At 50.0% G+C, this 21894-nt stretch carries 17 protein-coding genes; 11 read left to right on the top strand and 6 right to left on the bottom strand.

Features of this window, described 5'->3' with window-relative positions; all coding sequences use genetic code 11:
- The first annotated feature begins 12 nt into the window (after positions 1 to 12).
- From pgl to R6242_RS01065, 9 genes are all read left to right on the top strand, one after another.
- Entirely contained in the window at positions 13 to 714 is a 702-nt protein-coding gene (pgl, locus tag R6242_RS01105; RefSeq protein ID WP_318422846.1) for a 6-phosphogluconolactonase, read from the top strand.
- An 84-nt stretch (positions 715 to 798) separates the two neighbouring features.
- Entirely contained in the window at positions 799 to 1650 is an 852-nt protein-coding gene (gene hexR / locus R6242_RS01100; protein ID WP_130106764.1) for a transcriptional regulator HexR, read from the top strand.
- Positions 1651 to 1668: 18 nt separating this feature from the next.
- Positions 1669 to 3315, top strand: a complete 1647-nt coding sequence (gene pgi, locus R6242_RS01095) for a glucose-6-phosphate isomerase (protein WP_318422840.1) — start codon at positions 1669 to 1671, stop codon at positions 3313 to 3315.
- A gap of 127 nt (positions 3316 to 3442) precedes the next feature.
- On the top strand, positions 3443 to 6103 hold the full coding sequence (gene aceE, locus R6242_RS01090; RefSeq protein WP_318422837.1) for a pyruvate dehydrogenase (acetyl-transferring), homodimeric type: 2661 nt from the start codon (positions 3443 to 3445) through the stop codon (positions 6101 to 6103).
- Positions 6104 to 6202: 99 nt separating this feature from the next.
- On the top strand, positions 6203 to 7810 hold the full coding sequence (gene aceF, locus R6242_RS01085; RefSeq protein WP_318422835.1) for a dihydrolipoyllysine-residue acetyltransferase: 1608 nt from the start codon (positions 6203 to 6205) through the stop codon (positions 7808 to 7810).
- Between the two features lie 137 nt (positions 7811 to 7947).
- Positions 7948 to 9717, top strand: coding sequence for a dihydrolipoyl dehydrogenase (gene lpdA, locus R6242_RS01080; protein ID WP_318423158.1), 1770 nt, complete (start codon positions 7948 to 7950; stop codon positions 9715 to 9717).
- A 152-nt stretch (positions 9718 to 9869) separates the two neighbouring features.
- Positions 9870 to 10220, top strand: coding sequence for a lytic polysaccharide monooxygenase (locus tag R6242_RS01075; protein WP_318422832.1), 351 nt, complete (start codon positions 9870 to 9872; stop codon positions 10218 to 10220).
- A complete protein-coding gene (locus R6242_RS01070) occupies positions 10217 to 11164 on the top strand; it encodes a lytic polysaccharide monooxygenase (protein WP_318423155.1) in 948 nt (315 codons plus the stop codon). Before R6242_RS01075 ends, R6242_RS01070 begins: the two co-directional genes overlap by 4 nt.
- Positions 11165 to 11230: 66 nt before the next feature.
- Positions 11231 to 11752: a glutathione peroxidase gene (locus R6242_RS01065; RefSeq protein WP_318422829.1), complete on the top strand. Its 522-nt coding sequence runs from the start codon at positions 11231 to 11233 to the stop codon at positions 11750 to 11752.
- 34 nt (positions 11753 to 11786) lie between these two features.
- Here the strand turns inward: R6242_RS01065 and ahpF are convergent, their stop codons facing one another.
- The gene (ahpF, locus tag R6242_RS01060; RefSeq protein ID WP_318422827.1) at positions 11787 to 13331 is read right to left on the bottom strand and encodes an alkyl hydroperoxide reductase subunit F; all 1545 of its coding nucleotides are present in this window, start codon (positions 13329 to 13331) and stop codon (positions 11787 to 11789) included.
- Between the two features lie 303 nt (positions 13332 to 13634).
- Entirely contained in the window at positions 13635 to 14198 is a 564-nt protein-coding gene (gene ahpC, locus R6242_RS01055) for an alkyl hydroperoxide reductase subunit C (protein ID WP_318422825.1), read from the bottom strand.
- A gap of 207 nt (positions 14199 to 14405) precedes the next feature.
- Here ahpC and R6242_RS01050 point away from each other — a divergent pair, with 207 nt between their 5' ends.
- Positions 14406 to 14993 carry a TMEM175 family protein gene (locus tag R6242_RS01050; protein ID WP_318422823.1) on the top strand — a complete coding sequence of 196 codons (588 nt, stop codon included), beginning with the start codon at positions 14406 to 14408 and terminating at the stop codon, positions 14991 to 14993.
- Positions 14994 to 15192: 199 nt separating this feature from the next.
- Here the strand turns inward: R6242_RS01050 and R6242_RS01045 are convergent, their stop codons facing one another.
- Entirely contained in the window at positions 15193 to 15468 is a 276-nt protein-coding gene (locus tag R6242_RS01045) for a YkgJ family cysteine cluster protein (RefSeq protein WP_293933943.1), read from the bottom strand.
- A 30-nt stretch (positions 15469 to 15498) separates the two neighbouring features.
- Complete coding sequence (locus tag R6242_RS01040; RefSeq protein ID WP_318422818.1) at positions 15499 to 18180, bottom strand: bifunctional acetate--CoA ligase family protein/GNAT family N-acetyltransferase; 2682 nt, start codon at positions 18178 to 18180, stop codon at positions 15499 to 15501.
- A 152-nt stretch (positions 18181 to 18332) separates the two neighbouring features.
- Between R6242_RS01040 and ppa the strand changes: the two genes are divergently transcribed.
- The gene (ppa, locus tag R6242_RS01035; RefSeq protein WP_318422816.1) at positions 18333 to 18860 is read left to right on the top strand and encodes an inorganic diphosphatase; all 528 of its coding nucleotides are present in this window, start codon (positions 18333 to 18335) and stop codon (positions 18858 to 18860) included.
- Positions 18861 to 19388: 528 nt separating this feature from the next.
- Here the strand turns inward: ppa and fghA are convergent.
- Entirely contained in the window at positions 19389 to 20222 is an 834-nt protein-coding gene (fghA, locus tag R6242_RS01030; protein ID WP_318423152.1) for an S-formylglutathione hydrolase, read from the bottom strand.
- 221 nt (positions 20223 to 20443) lie between these two features.
- Positions 20444 to 21556, bottom strand: coding sequence for an S-(hydroxymethyl)glutathione dehydrogenase/class III alcohol dehydrogenase (locus R6242_RS01025; protein WP_318423149.1), 1113 nt, complete (start codon positions 21554 to 21556; stop codon positions 20444 to 20446).
- Between the last annotated feature and the right edge of the window lie 338 nt (positions 21557 to 21894).

The raw sequence follows: 21894 nt of genomic DNA, 5'->3' as shown, positions 1-21894 counted from the left end.
AAAGGTAACTACATGTCGTCTCTGTCCTGGCAGGAATTTGTCTCAAAAGATGAACTGGATCTTCAACTGGCTGACTTTATCGCTCAAGCATTAAGCGCGGCCATTGCTGCACGTGGCCAGGCAGGGATTGCGGTATCTGGCGGTAGAACGCCAGCAGGCATGTTTAAAGCGCTGCGTGTGAAAGAGCTAGATTGGTCAAAAGTAACCATCACCTTGGCCGATGAGCGTTGGGTCGCCCCCGATCACGCCGATAGTAATGAGCGCCTAACCCGCGAAAATTTACTGCAAGATAAAGCCGCTAGCGCCACATTTATCTCACAAGTTTCCAGCGCCCCAACGGCCCATGCAGGCCAAGCGACCATTGAAGCGCGCCTAGCTGCCCTGCCCGCTCCACTCGATGTGCTGATTTTAGGCATGGGGGACGATGGTCATACTGCATCGCTTTTCCCTGCTGCAGCAGAGCTGGAAGCCGCCTGCACCTCAACAGCACGCTGTGCTGCAGTCACCCCGCCAGCCGCACCGCATCAGCGTATTACGCTGACACTGCCCACCTTGGCAGCAGCCCGCTCGGTAATCGTACATATCACGAGTGATAGTAAAAAAGCATTATTGCAAGACGCTTTACTTGAGCAAAAAGCCGAAACCGAGCTATTTCCTATCCGCCGTGTGCTGGATAAATGTTTGGGGCTCAAACAGGTATTTTGGGCCGCATAAGAGATGTAGGGTGGGCATCCTTGCCCACGCGTTGATGTCAAAGTTCTGCGTGGGCGAATGCCCACCCTACAGTGAGAAAAATACATGCTCGAACGTATCAAGGCCGCACTCGATAGCCTCAGCAAATCAGAACGAAAAGTGGCTGAATTAGTCATTGAGCAACCTAATTTGGTTGCTAATGCCCCCATCGCCCAAATTGCCGAGTTGGCACTGGTTTCACAGCCCACCGTGATTCGCTTTTGTCGTTCACTCAACTGCTCTGGCCTGCAAGATTTTAAATTGCGGCTCACTCGCAGCTTGGTCTCTGGCGTGCCTTATGTGCACTCCATGGTCAGCCGCGATGACTCTGCACACGATCTAGCACGCAAATTATTTGATAACAATATTTCGCACCTGCTGCGTTGCCGTAATGAGCTAGACACCGATGTGTTGGAGCGTGCAATTACCATTATGTCGAATGCCAAAAAGATCGAAGTCTATGGTCAGGGGCAATCCGGCGCAGTGGCCATTGATGCACAAAACAAGTTTTTCCGCTTGGGCGTACCTACCGTTTCCTATACCGATCCGCATATGCACGGCATGAGCGCATCGATGCTTGGGCCAGGAGATGCGGTGGTTGCCGTATCAAACTCAGGCCGCACTTTAGATTTACTGCGTTCAGTAGAAATTGCCCGCGATGCAGGAGCCGATGTAATCGGCATTACCCATTCAAAATCGCCATTAGCCAAGCGTTGCACGCTTTGCCTCTATGCCGACACGATGGAAGACCCAGATCTATACACCCCAATGATTACCCGCATCGTGCATCTGGTGATTATCGACGTGCTTGCCGTTGGCGTAGCGCTCAGACGTGGGCCAGAACTCATCGACCAACTCGAAAAAATGAAGCGCAGCCTTAAAGAAAAGCGCGTTCGTGGTCATGATAATTACAGCTGATTAGATAAGGATAGCAAGATGTCAAACCTCACTCAAACACCAGCGTGGCTGGCGTTAGAAGAACACTTTAATGAAGTGTCGCCACTGCATCTGCGTGATTTGTTTAACGACGATCCACAACGCTTTGAGAAATTTTCGCTTGAATCAGGCGGCTTGTTTTTTGATTACTCAAAAAACCGCATCACCGCCAAGACCATGACTTTGCTGATGGATTTAGCACGTCAATCTGGATTAGAAGCGCGCATCAAGGCGATGTTTTCTGGGCAAAAGATTAATAGCACCGAGCATCGTGCCGTGCTGCACACCGCATTACGCAATCTAGACAAGCATCCATTGATCGTGGATGGCGAAGATGTGATGCCTAAAGTAAACGCTGTTAAAGAAAAAATCGGCGACTTCTCAGATAAGGTTCGCTCGGGCGAATGGCTGGGTTATACCGGCAAGGCGATTACCGATATCGTAAATATCGGCATTGGCGGCTCCGATCTTGGCCCGCTGATGGTTTGCCAAGCGCTGAAAGATTACGGCCACAAACGCTTAAAAATGCACTTTGTTTCGACCGTAGACGGCGACCAAGTGATGTCAGTGCTTGCAGAACTTAACCCAGAAACAACACTCTTTATTATTTCTTCCAAAACCTTTACCACCCAAGAAACGCTCACCAATGCCCGCACATCACGCGCTTGGTTTGTAAAAGCTTCGGGGGACGAAAAACATATTGCCAAGCATTTTGTAGCGGTCTCTACCAACGCCAAAGCAGTGGGTGAATTTGGTATTGATACCAATAATATGTTTGAGTTTTGGGATTGGGTTGGTGGCCGCTATAGCCTATGGAGCGCAATTGGTTTGCCGATTGCTATTTATCTGGGCAAACACAATTACCAAGACTTGCTGCATGGTGCCTACACCATGGATCAACATTTTTGCAGCAAGCCATTAGAGCAAAATTTACCGGTCATTATGGGCATGCTCGGTGTTTGGTATGTGAATTTCTTTGGCGCATCCACCCAGCTTATTTCCCCTTATAACCAGTCGCTGTATCGCTTCCCTGCGTATTTGCAGCAACTGGATATGGAATCAAACGGTAAAACGGTTGATTTGAATGGCAAACGCGTGAACTATCGCACCGGGCCCGTTGTATGGGGTGACACCGGTATTAACGGCCAACACGCTTATTACCAGTTATTGCATCAGGGCAGCCAAATCGTACCCGTCGATTTTATTGCCACCATAGAGCATCCAGATATTCCTGAGCCGCACAATACCATTCTGATGGCCAATGTATTTGCCCAGACAGAAGCGTTTTTACGCGGTAAAAATGAAGCCGAAGTACGGGCAGAATTAGATATTCAAGGCATTACTGGCGAAGCTCAAGATGCTTTAGTTCCACATAAAGTATTTGAAGGTAATCGCCCAACTAATACCATTTTAATGCAGCGTTTATCCCCGCGGCGTTTAGGTGCATTGATTGCTCTGTACGAGCACAAAGTATTCGTACAGGGCACGGTCTGGAATATTAATTCCTATGACCAATGGGGTGTAGAGCTTGGCAAACAATTGGCAAAAGCCATTGAAGCTGACTTAACCACCCCAGGCTTAACCACGAACCACGATGCTTCAACCAATGGTCTGGTGAATTATTACAAGCGAAATACACCCCGTTAAACGGGATGGATTCATTCTGGCCGATTACAATGCAGGCCTTTTAAAAGTAGGCTGGTCCACACAACCAGCCTGCCTTCGTACATTTAATTGTGCGAATAATCAACCCACTCACAAGGTAGAGAGACCAATGGCAGAGCAGCTTCATGACCTCGATCCCCAAGAAACGCAAGAATGGCTAGAGTCACTCGATAGCGTCCTCGAAAAAGAAGGCGCAGAGCGCGCTCATTTTTTGGTTGAAAAATTAGTTGATCACGCTCGTCAAGACGGCGTCAATATTCCGTATACCGCCACCACGGCCTACATCAATACCATTCCAGCGCACCTGCAAGCCAAGCACCCAGGTAAGCCTAATCTGGAAGAACGCATTCTGGCTTACACCCGCTGGAATGCGGCGGCAATGGTAGTTAAAGCCAATCGCGACGAAGCAGAGCCGGGTGGGCATATTTCATCTTTCGCCTCCGCAGCCACTTTATACGATATCGGCTGGAATCACTTCTGGCACGCGCCTTCAGAAAACCACGGCGGTGACTTAGTTTACTTCCAAGGCCACTCTGCGCCAGGCGTGTATGCACGTGCTTTTCTTGAAGGCCGCATTACTGAAGACCAACTGAATAAATTCCGCCGTGAAGTAGAAGGCGGTGGCTTATCGTCCTATCCACACCCTTGGCTGATGCCTGATTTCTGGCAGTTCCCAACGGTATCGATGGGTCTTGGCCCGTTGATGGCCATTTACCAAGCACGTTTTATGAAGTACTTGGACGATCGTGGCTTTAAACAAAAAGGCGATCGTAAAGTATGGTGCTTCTGCGGCGATGGCGAAATGGACGAGCCAGAATCACTAGGTGCCATTTCCCTAGCAGGCCGTGAAAAACTTGATAACCTGATCTTTGTGATTAACTGCAATTTACAGCGCCTTGATGGCCCAGTGCGCGGTAATGGCAAAATCATTCAAGAGCTGGAAGGCGATTTCCGTGGCTCTGGCTGGAATGTGATTAAAGTAGTCTGGGGCACAGGCTGGGATGCCATCCTTGCTCAGGACAAAAAAGGCCTGCTGCAAAAACGCATGATGGAAGCCGTAGATGGTGAATACCAAACCTACAAATCCAAAAACGGCGCTTATGTACGCGAACACTTCTTCGGTGCTTACCCAGAATTGCTCGACTTGGTTGCGGCCATGTCGGATGACGATATCTGGCGTCTAACCCGTGGTGGTAATGATCTGTATAAAGTGTATGCCGGCTATAAAGCCGCTTCTGAGCACAAAGATCAGCCTACCCTACTGCTGGTTAAAACCGTAAAAGGCTTTGGCGTTGGTAAAGCAGGCGAATCACAAAACGTTGCGCATAACACTAAGAAATTGTCTGACGACGATCTGCTCTACCTGCGTGATCGCTTTAATATCCCGCTGACTGACGAAGAAGCGATTGCATGTAAATTCTATCGCCCAGCTGACGACAGCCAAGAGCTCAAGCATATGCATGAGCGCCGTGCGGCACTCGGCGGCTTTGTGCCATCCAGAAAGCCAATCGATGAGCCACTCGAAGTGCCAGGTTTAGAGGCACTGCAAAGCCTACTGGGCAGCACCGGCGAAAAAGAAATGTCCACCACCATGGCCTTTGTTCGTATCTTGAACACCTTGGTAAAAGACAAAAAAATCGGTAACCGCATCGTGCCTATCGTGCCGGATGAATCGCGCACCTTTGGTATGGAAGGCATGTTCCGTCAGCTGGGTATTTGGTCGCACGTGGGGCAGCTGTACGAGCCACAAGATGCCGATCAACTGATGTTCTACAAAGAATCCAAAACCGGCCAAGTATTGCAGGAAGGGATTAACGAAGCCGGTGCGATGAGCGATTGGATTGCTGCGGCAACCTCTTACGCCAACCACGGCGTCACCATGATTCCGTTCTACATCTACTACTCGATGTTTGGTTTCCAACGTATCGGTGACTTAGCATGGGCAGCGGGCGATTTACGCGCTCGCGGCTTCTTGGTTGGTGGTACGGCTGGCCGCACCACGCTAAACGGCGAAGGCTTGCAGCACCAAGACGGCCATGGCCATCTGTTTGCTGAGTTTATCCCTAACTGCGTGTCCTACGATCCAACCTTCGCTTACGAGCTAGCGGTGATTGTGCAAGACGGTATGCGCCGCATGTATCAAAACCAAGAGAACATCTATTACTACCTGTCGGTAATGAATGAAAACTACAGCCACCCAGCGATGCCAGAAGGCTCGGCAGCGGGCATTTTGCGCGGCATGTATATGTTCCAAGAAGGCGCAAAAGACGCGGCACTGAAAGTACAGCTAATGGGTTCAGGTACGATCTTCCGCGAAGTAATTGCTGGCGCAGCCTTACTTAAAGCTGATTTTGGCATTGATGCAGATATCTGGTCTTGCCCAAGCTTTAACGAATTGCGCCGTGATGGTATGGCGGTTGAGCGCCACAATATGCTTAACCCACTGGCTGCACAGCAAGTGCCTTACGTAACCGAATGCCTGACTGGCCGTACTGGCCCAGTGATTGCGGCAACCGATTACAAACGCGCGTTTGCAGATCAAGTACGTGAATACGTTCCTGCTAAGTATGTGGTTCTGGGTTGTGATGGCTATGGCCGCTCTGATTCACGCAAGGCATTGCGTAGCTTCTTTGAAGTGGATCGCTACCACGTTGCGATTGCTGCTCTGAAAGCACTGGCTGACGAGGGCAAAATCCCTGCGGCGAAAGTGGCAGAAGCCCTAGAAAAGTACGGCATTGCAGCAGGCCGACCAGCGCCTTGGACCGTGTAAAGCAGTGAGACTTTGTCTTAGGCAACACGCTTAAAGACAAGGAGGAGGGACGCATCTCTCCTCTCCTCTCACTCCATACCCCTCACAGGATTCGTATATATGAGCACATTGATTGAAGTAAAAATCCCCGACATCGGCGGCCATGAGGGCGTTGAAGTGATCGAGGTTTTTGTAAAAGTTGGCGATACCATTGAAGTAGAGCAATCTCTCATTACTTTAGAAACCGACAAGGCCACGATGGAAGTGCCATCGACCCACGCCGGTGTTGTTAAAGAAATGAAAATTAAGATTGGCGATAAAGCCTCTGAAGGCAGCGTTGTTTTACTGCTGGAAGCAGCAGCTAGCGCAGCAGCACCTACTACGGCTCCAGTTGTTGCAGCACCTGCTCCGTCCGCCCCTGTTGCAGCGCCTGCTCCGGCAGCCGTTGCCAGCAGCATCGAAGTGCGCGTACCGGATATCGGTGGCCACGATGCGGTTGATGTGATTGAAGTATTTGTAAAAGTGGGCGATGTAGTAGAGAAAGAACAATCGCTGATCACGCTAGAAACCGATAAAGCCTCAATGGAAGTGCCCTCCCCTGAAGCGGGTATCGTTGAAAGTATCACGCTAAAAGTAGGCGATAAAATCAGCGAAGGCGGCTTGATTCTGGTTCTGAAAGGTACGGTCTCGGCAGCAGCTCCAGTAGCCGCAGCCGCTGCACCCGTCGCAAATATTGCAACACCGGCAGCGGCCGCTCCAGTTGCTCCAGTTGCTCCGGTAGCACGCAGCATCGACGAAACAGGCTTTAAAAAAGCGCACGCGTCTCCTTCGATCCGCAGCTTTGCCCGTGAACTTGGCGTAGATCTGACCCGCATCACCGGCACAGGCCCTAAGGGCCGCATTCTGCATGGCGATGTGCAAGCCTATGTGAAATCAATTATGAGCGGCGCTGCCGCTGCACCCAATGCAGCAGCTACAGCGGGCACAGGCTCTGGCCTTGATTTACTGCCTTGGCCAAAAGTTGATTTTGCCAAGTTTGGCCCAATCGAAACCAAGCCACTCACCCGCATCCAGAAATTGTCTGGCGCAAATCTGCACCGCAACTGGGTAGTGATCCCGCATGTGACGTTTAACGACGAATGCGATATCACCGAGCTGGAAGAATTCCGCAAATCCATCGGTAAAGAGTGGGAAAAGAGCGGCATGAAGCTCTCGCCACTGGCCTTTATTATTAAGGCTGCGGCTGAAGCATTGAAGGCTTTCCCAACGGTTAACGCTAGCTTAGATGGCGACAATCTGATCTTAAAACAGTATTACAACATCGGCTTTGCAGCTGACACGCCAAATGGCTTGGTTGTACCGGTGATCAAGAATGTAGACCAAAAAGGCCTGAAGCAAATAGCTAAGGAATTGACCGATCTTTCCGCCCTTGCGCGCGAAGGTAAGCTCAAGCCTACTGATATGCAAGGTGCAACCTTCACCATTTCTAGCCTTGGTGGGATTGGTGGCACTAGCTTTACGCCTATCGTCAACGCACCAGAAGTGGCCATTCTTGGCGTGTGCAAATCACAAGTTAAGCCGATCTGGAATGGCAAAGAATTTGTGCCACGCCTGATGTGCCCATTGTCCTTGTCTTTCGATCACCGCGTGATCGACGGCGCAATGGCTGGACGCTTCACCGTGCAACTCGGCAAGCTGCTAAGCGACATCCGCCGTTTAGTGCTGTAAGCAAGTAAATCAAAACCCGTAGGGTGGGCACGCTTTTGTGCCCACGCGTCAATCTCAGCCGATCCGCGTGGGCAAGGTAAACCGTTTTGCCCACCCTACAGTCAAATTGATGACGCCCAGATCAAATGGAATAAATGATGAGCAATCTGATCGAAATTAAAGTCCCCGATATCGGTGGCCATGACAATGTCGATGTGATCGAAGTCTTTGTAAAAGTCGGCGACACGGTTGCCGTTGAAGAATCGCTAATCACGCTAGAAACCGACAAAGCCACGATGGAAGTCCCTTCCACCCACGCCGGTGTAATTAAAGAAGTTAAAATTGCTGTTGGTAGCAAGGTTTCTGAAGGCAGCCTACTGGTGATTCTGGAAGTAGCAGCTGCTGCCACGGCGACGCCAGCTGCAGCGCCAAGCCCAGCTGCTGCTCCAGCACCACAAGCCGCCCCCGTCGCTGGCAGCCACAGCGGCGCAGCAGATTATGAATGCGAAATGGTGGTACTCGGTGGTGGCCCCGGTGGCTACTCCGCGGCTTTCCGTGCTGCTGACCTTGGCATGAAAACCATCGTCGTTGAGCGTTTTTCTAAGCTGGGCGGCGTGTGTTTAAACGTAGGTTGTATTCCTTCTAAAGCCCTGCTGCACAATGCGGCGGTGATTGACGAAGTGAAACACTTGGCGGCCAACGGGATTAAATTTGGCGAGCCAGAGATTGATATCGACGCGCTACGTGGCTTTAAAGAAAAAGTCATCGGCAAGCTCACAACCGGCCTTGCGGGTATGGCCAAAGCACGTAAAGTTGAGTTTGTACGTGGTGTGGCTCGCTTTATTGATCCTCACCATATGGAAGTAGAAATCACTTCAGGTGATGGCAAAGAAGTCACTGGCGAGACAAAAATCATCAAGTTCCAGAAAGCGATTATCGCCGCTGGCTCTTCAGTATTTAAGCTGCCTTTTGTGCCGAATGATCCACGCGTGGTTGATTCAACCGGCGCGCTGGAGCTCAAATCAGTACCAAAACGCATGCTAATTTTGGGCGGCGGGATTATTGGTCTGGAAATGGGCACGGTTTACTCCACACTGGGCGCACGCTTGGATGTGGTGGAGATGCTCGATGGCCTGATGCAAGGCGCGGATCGCGACTTGGTTAAAGTATGGGAAAAATGGAATGCCCATCGCTTTGACAACATCATGCTCAACACCAAAACAGTGGGTCTTGAAGCCAAAGAAGATGGCATCTGGGCGACTTTTGAAGGGGCTAACGCGCCTAAAGAGCCGCAATGCTACGACCTCGTACTGCACGCCACAGGCCGTGTGCCTAACGGCGGCAAAGTCGGCGCAGAAAACGCAGGGGTGATTGTGACTGATCGCGGCTTTATCCCTGTCGACAAACAAATGCGCACCAATGTGCCGCATATCTTTGCGATTGGCGATTTGGTTGGCCAGCCTATGCTGGCGCACAAAGCGGTGCACGAAGCGCACGTTGCTGCTGAAAATGCCGCAGACCACAAAGCCTTCTTTGATGCCCGCGTGATTCCTGGTGTGGCTTACACAGATCCAGAAGTAGCCTGGGTTGGCGTGACCGAAGATGAAGCCAAGAAAAATGGCATCAACTACGGTAAAGGTGTATTCCCATGGGCAGCATCCGGACGTGCCATTGCCAATGGCCGCGATGAAGGCTTTACCAAGCTGATTTTCGATCAAGATACTAAGCAAATCATTGGTGGCGCTATTGTTGGCCCACACGCTGGCGATATGATTGGTGAAATTTGCCTAGCGATCGAAATGGGTTGCGATGCGGTAGATATTGGTAAAACCATCCATCCTCACCCAACTATGGGCGAATCGATTGGTATGGCTGCGGAAGTATTCAAAGGGGTATGTACAGACCTGCCCCCGCAAAAAAAGAAATAAACCCAGCACTTGCTTTCATAAAACCCCGAATTTATTCGGGGTTTTTTATTGGGCAACCCTAATTGAGTTTTCTTAAATCTTTCAATAAGCTGATGATGTCAATTGGCGTAGATCAAAGACACTCTTTTATAAACTTGGATGGACAGACAACAATGCAAAAAAAATACATTTTAAGCGCAATTTTAACCAGTTTATTCACACCTCTAGCCAGTGCTCATGGCACCATGGAAGTACCTATTAGCCGGATTTTAAGCTGCTATAAAGAAGGCCCTGAAAGCCCCAAATCTGCAGCCTGCCAAGCAGCCGTAGCTGTATCTGGCCCGCAAATGCTCTACGACTGGTCAGGTGTAAACCAGTTGCCAAACGGCAATCACAAGGCCTTTGTGCCTGATGGCCAACTGTGTGCTGGGGGTAAATCTAATTACGCAGGGATGAATCTTGCCCGCACCGACTGGCCAGTCACACCGATAGCCGCTGATGCCAACGGCCAGTCACACCGATAGCCGCTGATGCCAACGGCCAGTTCGATTTTATCTACGCCGCACCAGCAACCCACCAAACACGCAACTGGCAGTTTTTTATCACCAAAGACGGCTGGAACCCCAACAAAACACTCGCTTGGTCTGACCTAGAAGACAAGCCATTTTGTACGCTAGGTAATACAACGGCCGTCGATAAAAAATACAAACTCAGCTGCCCACTGCCTAAAAAAACCGGCATACATATTATTTATAATGTTTGGCAGCGCAGCGACAGTGACGAAGCGTTTTATTCCTGCTCTGATGTCAATTTCTCTGGTGGCCTGTCTACCTATAAGGAACTAGGGCAAATCCGTGCTCAGCAGGATTTAAAAGCCGACAGCAAAATTACTTTCCGCCTGTTTGATAAAGATGGTCGCGACTTAGAAAGCTTCTCTATTACCACCGGCTACGACAGCCAGACCGGTGAAAACACCGCGCTGGCAGCAAACTGGCCTTTCTACTTGGCCCAAAAAGTAAATATCAGCTCAAACTATATTAGCGTGGGAATACTGGCAGCCAATGGCAGCGTATCGCCAGTTAAATCTGTGCAAGATAACCGCGTTTACGCCCGCAATAATGGTGAATACACCTTCAAAGTGGATATAAGTGGCGTCATTGTTCCAACACCGACTCCTGTACCAACGCCAGAGCCAACACCGAGACCAACACCAGTACCAACACCGGTTCCAACTCCGACTCCTATACCTACGCCAGTGCCAACACCGGTTCCAACTCCGATACCAACGCCTACGCCATCCACTAGCTGCGCACCAGATTGGAAAGCCACCAGCACTTATGCCACGATCAATACTAAGGTCAGCCAGAACCTGCATAACTATCAAAACAAGTGGTGGACTAGTGGTGAGGAACCCGCAAAAAGCGCTCAGTGGGGGGTATGGCAGGACTTAGGTAGCTGCAAGAAATAAACCATGCTGGGGCACGGCATGCCGTGCCCCTACAAATGAATCATGACAACAAACAGGAAAACCACCATGCGTGCACTATTACTCTTACTCGTCAGCGGCATCTGCAGCGCTGCCTGCCCGCCCTTGCTCGATTTTCAAAGCAAAACGCTACAAGGTAAATCCTTTGATTTGTGCGCCTACAGCGGCAAACCCATACTGGTGGTGAATACCGCCAGCAAATGCGGCTTTACTCCGCAATTTGAAAAACTAGAAAAGATCTACGCTAAATATAAAGACCAAGGGTTACTGGTGGTGGGCTTTCCATCCAATGACTTTAAACAAGAACTGGTCGATAACAAAGAAATCGGCGATTTTTGTAAACTCACCTACTTTGTAGAATTCCCCATGTTAGAGAAATCCAGCGTGCGCGGCTCAGATGCTAATCCACTGTTTAAAAGGCTCACCACCGCCTCTGACACCTCGCCCAAGTGGAACTTCTACAAATACCTGATCGCTCCAGACGGTAAAACAGTCAGCGCCTATAGCTCAGTGACCGAGCCAGACGATAAAGAAATTATTGGCAAGATTGAAGGCTGGCTAAAAAAATAAAAAATGTAGGGTGGGCACATGCCCACCCGCCATTTTAATGGCGCATTAAGTAATCAAATGCCCCCAACGATGCTTTGGCCCCATCACCCATGGCGATTACAATTTGCTTAAAAGGCACGGTGGTGACATCCCCTGCAGCAAACACCCCAGCCAGCGAAGTTTGCCCACGGTTATCGACTTCAATCTCGCCGTGTTTGCTTAAATCTAAGGTGCCTTTCAACCAATCGGTATTCGGCAGCAAACCAATCTGCACAAAAATTCCTGCTAGATCGACCTGATGCGATTCACCACTTTGCCGGTCGGTATATTGCAGGCCATTCACCTTTTGCCCATCGCCCAATACTGCTGTGGTTTGCGCTTGCGTAATCACCACCACATTCGGCAGGCTGTAAAGCTTTTTCTGTAATACCGCGTCGGCGCGCAATTCTGCGCCAAATTCCAGCAGGGTTACGTGCTCTACAATTCCAGCCAAATCAATGGCTGCTTCTACGCCAGAATTACCACCGCCCACCACCGCAATACGCTTGCCTTTAAACAGTGGGCCATCGCAATGTGGGCAGTAGGCCACGCCACGGCCACGGTACTCTTGCTCACCTGGCACATTCATTTCGCGCCAGCGTGCGCCGGTGGCGATAATCACCGATTTACTTTGCAGCGTGGCACCACTGGCGAGGCGAATCTGGCTGATGCCATTTTCATCTAGGCTCAGCGATTCGGCACGTTGCAGATTAATAATATCCACATCGTATTGCTTCACGTGCTGCTCTAGCGCGGTCACCAGCTTTGGGCCTTCGGTTTCTTGTACCGAAATAAAGTTTTCGATACTCATCGTGTCCAGAACCTGCCCACCAAAGCGCTCGGCCACCACACCAGTGCGAATCCCTTTGCGTGCGGCATACACCGCAGCAGCAGCGCCTGCTGGCCCACCACCAATCACCAGCAAATCAAACGGCGCTTTGGCAGAGATCACTTCAGCTTGGCGATCCGCCGAGCCGGTATCCAGCTTGGCCACGATTTCTTCTACGCCCATACGCCCTTGACCAAAGGCCTCGCCATTGAGATAAACCGAAGGCACCGACATAATTTGTCGTGCATTCACTTCATCTTGAAACAGCGCGCCATCAATCATGACATGGCTGATTTTTGGATTGAGCACCGCCAGCAGATTGAGCGCCTGCACCACTTCTGGGCAATTTTGGCAGGTCAGCGAGATAAAGGTTTCAAAGTGCAGCTCGCCAGGCAGCGCTTTAATTTGCTCAATCAGCGCCGCTTCAACCTTAGGCGGATGGCCACCCACCTGCAACAGGGCCAGCACCAAGGAGGTAAATTCATGCCCCATTGGGATACCGGCAAAGCGCACGCGGGGCGCTTCCCCAAGGCGGGCAATGCCAAAGGAAGGCTTGAGTGTGGCTTCTTGATAACTAAGCGTAATTTTATCTGATAATTCGGCAATTTCTTGCAGCAAGCTATTCATTTCGATGGCAGCAGGGCTTTCATCCAGCGCCGCCTGCAGCTCAATAGGGAATTGCAATTTTTCTAAATAGGCAGCGAGTTGAGATTTAATATTGGATTCAAGCATGATGAATTCTCCATAATGGTTTTTATTGAAAAAGCGCTTTGCGCTAAGAAGAAAAGTGCTTTTGCAATAAAAGCGAATGTTGTATGGCGGATGGAACGCTATATGCGCTAACAAAAAAAAATAATTATATGAATCAGTGGGTTAAATCTTAAACCACAGAGAACACAGAGGCCCACAGAGTTTCACAGAGGAAATAAGGCTTTGAGTCTTTCTCTGTGTACTCTGTGCTCTCACTATCTCTGTGGTTCAAGGTTTAGCACTATTTAGTTAACAGATATGAGTTGCACCCGCCCTGCGCATTAATTAAATCTTGCCAACTAAATCAAGCGATGGGGCTAGCGTTTCTGCGCCTGGCTGCCATTTAGCAGGGCAAACTTCGCCTGGGTGCTTGGCAATATATTGAGCAGCTTGCACTTTACGCATCAGCTCGGCAGCAGAGCGGCCAATGCCGTTATCATGAATTTCGCACAGCTTGATCTGGCCTTCTGGGTTGATTAGAAAAGTGCCACGCAGTGCCAAGCCTTCTTCTTCGATCATCACATCAAAATTGCGTGTCAGCGTGCCGGTAGGGTCAGCCAGCATTGGGTAGTTAATTTTCTTGATAGTGTCTGATGTATCGTGCCAAGCCTTGTGGGTGAACTGAGTATCAGTAGAAACTGAATAAACCTCTACACCCATTTTTTGGAATTCTGGGTAAAAGTCAGCCAGATCGCCTAATTCGGTAGGGCAAACAAAGGTGAAATCAGCAGGGTAGAAAAACACAATCGACCACTTGCCTTTTAGATCTGCCTCGCTCACAGAAGTGAATTTACCTACATGGAATGCGTTTACTTTAAATGGTTTAATTTCGCTATTAATCAAAGACATGGTGTAACTCCTGAGTAGAGAAAGTGTTGTTTGTGAAGCAGTGAAGTCATCTTAAGCCCCCCTCACGCTCAGGTCTAATTGATAGTTTAAATGATGAACATTGTTAAATGCTATTGATTAAAACTATGAAAACACGCTAGGGGCACCTAGGGCAGGAAGATGAAATCCGGCTAGAATGACATTTCAATATTCTAATAAGGGGATGGTATGGGAGCGATAGGCAAGACGCGTTTGGAGGCGTTTAGTGATGGGGTGATCGCCATTATTATCACCATCATGGTATTAGAATTAAAAGTGCCGCATGGCGAGGATGCCCATGCGCTTTTACCGATGATTCCGATTTTTTTGGGTTATATCTTCAGCTTTATCATGGTGGGGATTTACTGGAATAATCACCACCATTTATTTCATATGGTGCACAGAATTAATGGCAGCGTGCTTTGGGCCAATCTACACCTACTGTTCTGGCTGTCTTTAATTCCGGTGACCACGGGCTGGATGCAGGAAAGCCATTTCTCGCCGCTGGCCGTGGCGCTCTATGGTGTGGTGCTATTTATGGCGGGTATTGCTTGGCCAATTATGATGAATATTCTGATCAAGATTCATGGCTTTGATTCCCCTCTGGCCATTGCAATGGGCAAAGATAGAAAAGGCAAAATATCCGTTATTTTGTATGCCGTAGCTATTCCGCTGGCCTTTGTTAGCCGCTGGATTGCAATCGGGCTTTATATTGCGGTGGCGGTGATTTGGTTTATTCCAGACCAACGCGTCGAAAAAAACTTGCCGCATGATTAACGCTAAGCACTTCATCATAAGTTATCGAGTATGACGAAAATCAGCATCGTCATTCCGGCGCAGAGCCCGCCCTCAAATATTTTAGTCGGAAGCGGGAATCCAGCTACGTTACTGGATCCCCAACAAAAACACTCGGGGATGACGCTATTTTAGTCCGTTCAAAATTCATGAAAACTTGTTATTCACGGCTTAGCAGGCGCTAAATCTGCAGCAGCGGGATACGCTTTCTTTGCTCCATGCAATCAAAATCGCCCGCCTCATATTCGCGGCAAATCCATGGCCTTTGCTCGTAAATCGTGCAAAGCATGGTTTGCCGGTTTAGCGCTGCGCACCAGCCATCGCTCAGACGATGCATAATCTCGCCGCCCCATGCATCTTGTTCAATATATTGCGGCGGCACATCGTCATCACCAGCGATCAGCATCACTTCTAACTGGCAACAACAGGCTTTGCAAGTACTACAGGATATCGTCATTGTCTTCTCAGCTAAGCTGCACAGCCTCTTTTATAATGTTTTTACCACCCACTTCAGACCATTATCCTCTGGATGGGTCTGAATGGTGAAGCCAAGGTATTTCATAAACGCCAACATGGTTTTATTGCTGCTCAGCACTTCGCCCTCAATCACCGAGATGCCCATATCCCGTGCGGCGGTAAATAGCGCTTCCATCAAGCGGTTACCCAAGCCCTTGCCCTGCCAAGCATCGTCAATCACCACCGCAAATTCGCAGCTGTCTTTATCAGGATTAGCGGTAAAGCGTGCCACGCCAATAATTTGCTCGCCCTGCCCTGCCTGCACCGTGGCGGCAATCGCCATTTCTCTGGCGTAATCCAGATGGGTAAAGCGCGCCAGCAGACTTTGCGGCAGGGATTTAAGCACGCTCATATAGCGGTTGTAACGCGTTTCATCCGATAAGCGGCTCACAAACTGAATCAGTAGTTCGGCATCTTCCGGCCTAATCGGGCGCAAGATCATCGGCATGCCGGTTTTGAGCTGGGTGAGCTGCATCAAATGCGATGGATAAGGATGAATCGCCATATGTGCGTAGCGGCGGGCTTTTGGGTCCACCGCAGCCACAATAATGCTGGCATCCACCGCAATCACGCCGTTTTCATCGCTAATCAGCGGGTTGATATCCAGCTGCTGAATCTGTGGTAACTCACACACCATTTCAGAAACGCGCAGCAGTACATTTTTAACCGCCTCGATATTCACAGCGGGCTGGTTTCTAAACGGCTCAAGCATTTTTTTAATGCGGGTACGGCGGATTAAATGCTCGGCCAGATAGCCATTGAGCGGCGGCAAAGAAACGGCGATATCGTTAAACACCTCAACCGCAATCCCGCCTGCACCAAAGCTAATGACGGGGCCAAAGGCCGAATCATTGACTACCCCTACCATCAGCTCACGCGCATTTTTTTTGCCGTGCATAGGTTGCACCGTTAGCCCACGCACCCGCTCTACACCTAAGCTATCGTGCGCACGGCTCAGCATTTTATTCGCCTCGGTGGCTACGCTGATCAGGCTGCTTAGATTAAGCACCACACCGTCGATATCAGTTTTATGCATCACATCAATGGCGTCTATTTTCAGCACCACGGGCAGGCCCATGCCCATGGCTGCATTCACCGCATCATCGGCACTGCTTGCCCTGACCGTCAGCGCCACAGGAATATGAAACGCCCGCAACACCGCTTTGGATTCGATTTCATCAAGCATGCTGCGCCCAGAAGCCAGCGCATTATCAATCACCATGCGTGCCGTTTCCATATCCGGCGCAATCCACTCCCCCAGCGGCGCAGGCGTTTGCAGCAATAGCTGCTGGTTATGCTGCCATGCGGCCAAGGAGTAAAACACCTCTACGGCGTGTTCCGGCGCAGAAAAACTAGCACAACCCGCTTTATTCAGTAATTTACGGCTGGCATCAACTTTTTTGCCGCCTATCCATGCCATCAGCAGCGGCTTATCGCTGGTTTTTTTCAGCGCAATCATGGCTTCGGCAGTGCGTAAATGATCAGTCCCCGCCTGCGGGGTAAACACCACCAACACCCCATCGATATTAGCATCGGCCAACACCGCCTCCACCACCAGCTTAAAGCGCTCAGGGGATGCATCGCCCAGAATATCCACCGGATTATTCCGCCGCGCCTGCGCAGGTAGGTTTTTGGCCAACCAAGCCACCGTGCTTGCGGTTAATTCGGGCAGCTCCACGTGTAAATCACGCGCTCTATCTACCGCCATCATGCCCGCGCCAATGCCATTGGTGACAATCGCAAGGCGGCGACCCTTAGTTTTAAACGTGCCATTCAGCACTTTGGCAGCAGTAAATAATTGATTAATCGAGCGCAGGCGCAGCACACCGGCGCGTTTTAGCGCGGCATCAAACACATCATCACGGCCAATTAAGCGCTCAGAATGTGTGCGTCCATGCGCGGCAGAAGCGTCGTTATACCGCCCCACTTTTAGCGCCATCACCGGCTTAGAGCGGGCAGCAGCCCGCACCGCCGACATAAAAGTACGTGCCTCTTGTAGGTCTTCGATATACAGCAGAATGCTCTGGGTTTTAGGATCGGCCACAAGGTAATCAAGCACCTCGCCTACATCCACATCGACTGCCGAGCCTAAGGACACCACCGATGAAAACCCCACATCATGCGATTCGGCCCAATCTAAAATCGCCGAAGTAATCGACGATGATTGCGATACCAGCGCCATGCTGCCGTTTTTAAGCTTGCCCTGATAATTGCCCGCCATTAGCTTAGAGCTAACGCGGCACAGGCCAAATACCGTTGGGCCAATAATCCTCAAGCCATAATGCCGTGCCCGTTCCATGATTTTATCCAGCAGAAGCTGGCTTTTTTTATCTGTGCCAACAAAATCACAAGACATAATCACAGCGGCTTTAATGCCTTTTTTACCGCATTCTTCTATTAAATCAGGCAGCGTTTTAGCCGGAGTCGTGATAATCACCAAATCCACCACCATGGGTACTTTGGCGATCGATTTAAACGCGGCAATGTCCAAGACCTGCTCACGATGTAAATTAACAGGGAATAATTTACCGCTGTACCCCCCTTCCAGTACATTGGCAAAGACCGTTGTACCTACCGCCCCTGGCGTTTCAGAGGCACCAATCACGGCTATAGAGCGCGGATCAAATAATGGGGAAAGATAATGTGGCTTCATCGCAGTCAAATCATAAAAGATTGCCCCTAGTGTATACCGCCAAAGTGTTGGCTGCTGCGTAGGTATTACTTTTATGCATAAGCATTTGTACATGGCAGAGCTGCAGGCTTTATAATTGCCGCCGTTCTCAATTGAAACTATGGAATCATCAAATGGATATCAGCAAAATTGCCGCAGGCAAAGATTTACCAAACGATTTCAATGTCATTATCGAAATTCCAGCTAATGCACCACCAATTAAATACGAATTCGACAAAGCATCGGGCGCCATCATCGTTGATCGTTTTGTTGGCACATCCATGTCCTACCCAATGAACTACGGCTTTGTGCCGCACACCCTGTCGCTAGATGGCGATCCTGTGGATGTGCTGGTTCACACCCCATTCCCATTGTTGCCAGGCATGGTCATCAAATGCCGCGCGATTGGCGTATTGGGCATGGAAGACGAAGCCGGTATGGATGCCAAAGTCATTGCCGTGCCAGTAGAAAAAGTATGTGCCATGTATGCACACATCCAAACACTGGAAGACCTGCCAGAGCTGCTGCTAGCACAAGTTAAGCACTATTTTGAGCACTACAAAGACCTAGAAAAAGGCAAGTGGGTGAAGATTACTGGTTGGGGCGACAAAGCCGCAGCCCACGCAGAGATCATGGAAAGCTACGATCGCGCGCAGAAGTAATTAACTTCCAGCGGGAAAGCCCCGCTAGCAGATACGCAAAACGCGGGTTTCACCCGCCCTACAAGTTGATAAATCTTAAAGGGCGAGTGGGGCCCGCGTTTTTTATTGTGATTTGATGTGTCGAAAGCTATCTTTTTAGTGCCTTCGGCACATTGATTTAGGTGCGGGCGTCCCGCTGGACCTTCCTTTCTTGTGTGGCCAAGAAACGAAGCCAAAGAAGGCCACCCCACGAAACACGAAAGCCCCTCATCTGCGGACAATCGAGCGGCGGCTGCGGAACTCGCTTCGCTCAGACAGTCCTCGCCGAAACCCCGCCCGCTTGTTCCTCGCTTCGGCGTGTTTCAAGGGGAGATTTAAGCCCCGTGCTACTAGTAGTGATACGAATCCTAATTGCTGGGTTTTAAAATACTAAAAACTTACAAAACAGCTTAATTCAAGCCTTGTTTTTCTCCGTGAAACTCCGTGTTCTCTGTGGCCTCCGTGGTTCAAGATTTGGGTTTTAGTTCTGTTTAAGCGATCTAAAACCAACTACGCCCCTAAATGATCAGCATGAAAGCGTAGGTGCGCTTCAATAAAGCTGGCGATAAAGTAATAGCTATGGTCGTAGCCGGGCTGGATATTTAAAGTGAACGGCCATTGGCGCTCCCTTGCTATTTTCTCTAAGGCATCTGGCTGCAATTGCTGCGGCATAAAGCTATCTTGATCGCCTTGATCAATCAACAGTGGCAACATCTGCGTGGCGTGCTGCATTAAATGGCAGCTGTCAAAAGCCAGCCATGTGCTTCTATCATCCCCCAGATACTCGCTAAACGCCGTTTCACCCCAAGGCACTTGGGCGGGGTTCACTATCGGCGCAAAAGCCGAGGCGGATCGATAGGCTTGCGGGTTTTTCAAAGCAATCATCAAAGCGCCATGCCCACCCATCGAATGCCCGCTGATGGACTTACGATTAGTCACAGGAAAATGCGCCTCGATTAAAGAAGGCAGTTCGCTGACGATATAATCGTACATCTGGTAATGCCGCTGCCACGGCGCCTCGGTGGCATTCACATAAAAGCCCGCCCCCTGCCCCAAATCATAACGCCCCGCATCGGCCACATCGCTGCCTCGCGGGCTGGTGTCTGGCATCACCAAAGAAATCCCCAGCTCTGCCGCCACCCGCTGCGCACCGGCCTTGGTGGCAAAGTTTTCATCATTGCAGGTCAGGCCAGATAGCCAATAAACCACCGGCACCTTGCCCCCTTGTGCCGTTTGCGGCGGCAAATACACCGCAAACGTCATCTCGCACGAAGTGCTGCTGGCCTGATGCTTATAGCGCTTATGCCAGCCACCAAAGCTGCGGTTACTGCTAATCAGTTCCAGAGACATAACCATCCTTTCAATTAAATGAAAACCCAAACCTTAAAACACGGAGATAAGGAGGACGCGGAGATACACGGAGAAAACCCATAAACCTTGCCATGCCACTACTTATGCAGCTTGCAGCTAAACCTGAAAACCTAGCTTTCTACTTTCTCCGTGAAACTCCCTGCTCTGGGGCCGAAGTGTTTCAAGACTTGGCTTCCCTAAGCGATGACTGAAAATTAAAAATGGATCACCGAGCGGATTGATTTGCCTTCGTGCATCAGCTCAAAAGCGGTATTGATTTCTTCCAGCGGCATGGTGTGGGTGATGAAATCAGAAAGGGCAAATTCGCCTTTCATATAGCGATCAACAAAGCTTGGCAGCTCGCTACGGCCACGCACACCGCCAAAAGCTGAGCCGCGCCATACGCGGCCAGTGACCAGCTGAAATGGTCGGGTCGCAATTTCTGCACCGGCTTCTGCCACGCCAATAATTACCGATTCTCCCCAGCCCTTGTGGCAGCATTCCAAGGCAGAACGCATCACATTCACATTGCCGATGCACTCAAAAGAGAAATCCACCCCGCCATCGGTCATTTCTACGATCACATCCTGAATCGGCTTTTCAAAGTCCTTAGGATTAATCACATCCGTCGCACCCAGCTGTTTGGCGAGTTCAAACTTGCTGGTATTGATATCGATACCAATAATCCGGCTCGCCCCGGCCATGCGCGCGCCGATCACCGCCGATAGGCCAATCCCGCCCAAGCCAAAAATCGCCACGGTGTCGCCGGCTTTTACTTTAGCGGTATTCATCACCGCGCCCATGCCAGTGGTCACGCCGCAGCCCAGCAGGCAGACTTCTTCTAAAGGCGCTTCTTTATTGATTTTTGCCAGCGATATTTCTGGCAACACGGTGTATTCAGAAAAAGTAGACGTGCCCATATAGTGATAAATCGGCTGACCGTCTTTATAAAAACGCGTGGTGCCATCCGGCATCACACCGCGGCCTTGGGTCGCGCGGATTTTTTGACACAGATTGGTTTTGCCCGACGTGCAAAACTTACATTCGCCGCATTCTGGGGTGTAAAGCGGAATCACATGATCGCCAATTGCCACGCTGGTCACGCCCTCGCCAATCGCCTCCACCACGCCAGCGCCCTCATGCCCCAGCACCACAGGGAAAATCCCTTCCGAATCCTTGCCCGATAAGGTGTAAGCATCGGTATGGCAAACCCCACTCGCCACGATACGCACCAACACCTCGCCTTTTTGCGGCGGCATCAGATCAAGCTCTTCAATCACTAAAGGCTGATTAGGCCCCCAAGCAACAGCAGCACGTGTTTTAAGCATCTTCATAGCGAATCCTTGCGTTTTGATTGATCGTATTTTAACCATTACCCAATTAAAGATAATTAGCCAAATAAGAAAGATATTGTTACTGCTGTGCAATAATTGATGGAGTGGCGCTAAGGTTGATTAGTGGCGTATTGCACTTTCGCTGAACATTCGAGTTTGCACGCAGAGCTTCGAATACGCGCAATGGTGCTTTATTTCCCCCTTTGAAAAGGCTCTGTCTGCGTTAACAGTTGAAATACGTTCTTCTCGCTATACTGAAATATAGGTCGCAAGGAGAAAGCATCATGAAATCTTCTGTATTTCACGAATGGATGAAATCTTTGCCGCAATTG

Origin of the sequence: Iodobacter sp. CM08 (assembly GCF_033446605.1) — a bacterium.
GTDB lineage: Bacteria > Pseudomonadota > Gammaproteobacteria > Burkholderiales > Chitinibacteraceae > Iodobacter.
The sequence above is the reverse complement of the archived record's forward strand: the minus strand, read 5'-3'. Positions and strand labels throughout refer to the sequence as shown.

What these genes read in the sequence shown, in the direction of transcription:
- pgl (WP_318422846.1), top strand. Translation starts at nt 13, where the DNA reads ATGTCGTCTCTGTCCTGGCAGGAATTTGTCTCAAAAGATGAACTGGAT.
- hexR (WP_130106764.1), top strand. Translation starts at nt 799, where the DNA reads ATGCTCGAACGTATCAAGGCCGCACTCGATAGCCTCAGCAAATCAGAA.
- ahpC (WP_318422825.1), bottom strand. Translation starts at nt 14,198, where the DNA reads ATGTCTTTGATTAATAGCGAAATTAAACCATTTAAAGTAAACGCATTC.
- pgi (WP_318422840.1), top strand. Translation starts at nt 1,669, where the DNA reads ATGTCAAACCTCACTCAAACACCAGCGTGGCTGGCGTTAGAAGAACAC.
- aceE (WP_318422837.1), top strand. Translation starts at nt 3,443, where the DNA reads ATGGCAGAGCAGCTTCATGACCTCGATCCCCAAGAAACGCAAGAATGG.
- R6242_RS01050 (WP_318422823.1), top strand. Translation starts at nt 14,406, where the DNA reads ATGGGAGCGATAGGCAAGACGCGTTTGGAGGCGTTTAGTGATGGGGTG.
- lpdA (WP_318423158.1), top strand. Translation starts at nt 7,948, where the DNA reads ATGAGCAATCTGATCGAAATTAAAGTCCCCGATATCGGTGGCCATGAC.
- R6242_RS01065 (WP_318422829.1), top strand. Translation starts at nt 11,231, where the DNA reads ATGCGTGCACTATTACTCTTACTCGTCAGCGGCATCTGCAGCGCTGCC.
- ahpF (WP_318422827.1), bottom strand. Translation starts at nt 13,331, where the DNA reads ATGCTTGAATCCAATATTAAATCTCAACTCGCTGCCTATTTAGAAAAA.
- aceF (WP_318422835.1), top strand. Translation starts at nt 6,203, where the DNA reads ATGAGCACATTGATTGAAGTAAAAATCCCCGACATCGGCGGCCATGAG.
- R6242_RS01045 (WP_293933943.1), bottom strand. Translation starts at nt 15,468, where the DNA reads ATGACGATATCCTGTAGTACTTGCAAAGCCTGTTGTTGCCAGTTAGAA.
- R6242_RS01025 (WP_318423149.1), bottom strand. Translation starts at nt 21,556, where the DNA reads ATGCTTAAAACACGTGCTGCTGTTGCTTGGGGGCCTAATCAGCCTTTA.
- R6242_RS01040 (WP_318422818.1), bottom strand. Translation starts at nt 18,180, where the DNA reads ATGAAGCCACATTATCTTTCCCCATTATTTGATCCGCGCTCTATAGCC.
- R6242_RS01075 (WP_318422832.1), top strand. Translation starts at nt 9,870, where the DNA reads ATGCAAAAAAAATACATTTTAAGCGCAATTTTAACCAGTTTATTCACA.
- ppa (WP_318422816.1), top strand. Translation starts at nt 18,333, where the DNA reads ATGGATATCAGCAAAATTGCCGCAGGCAAAGATTTACCAAACGATTTC.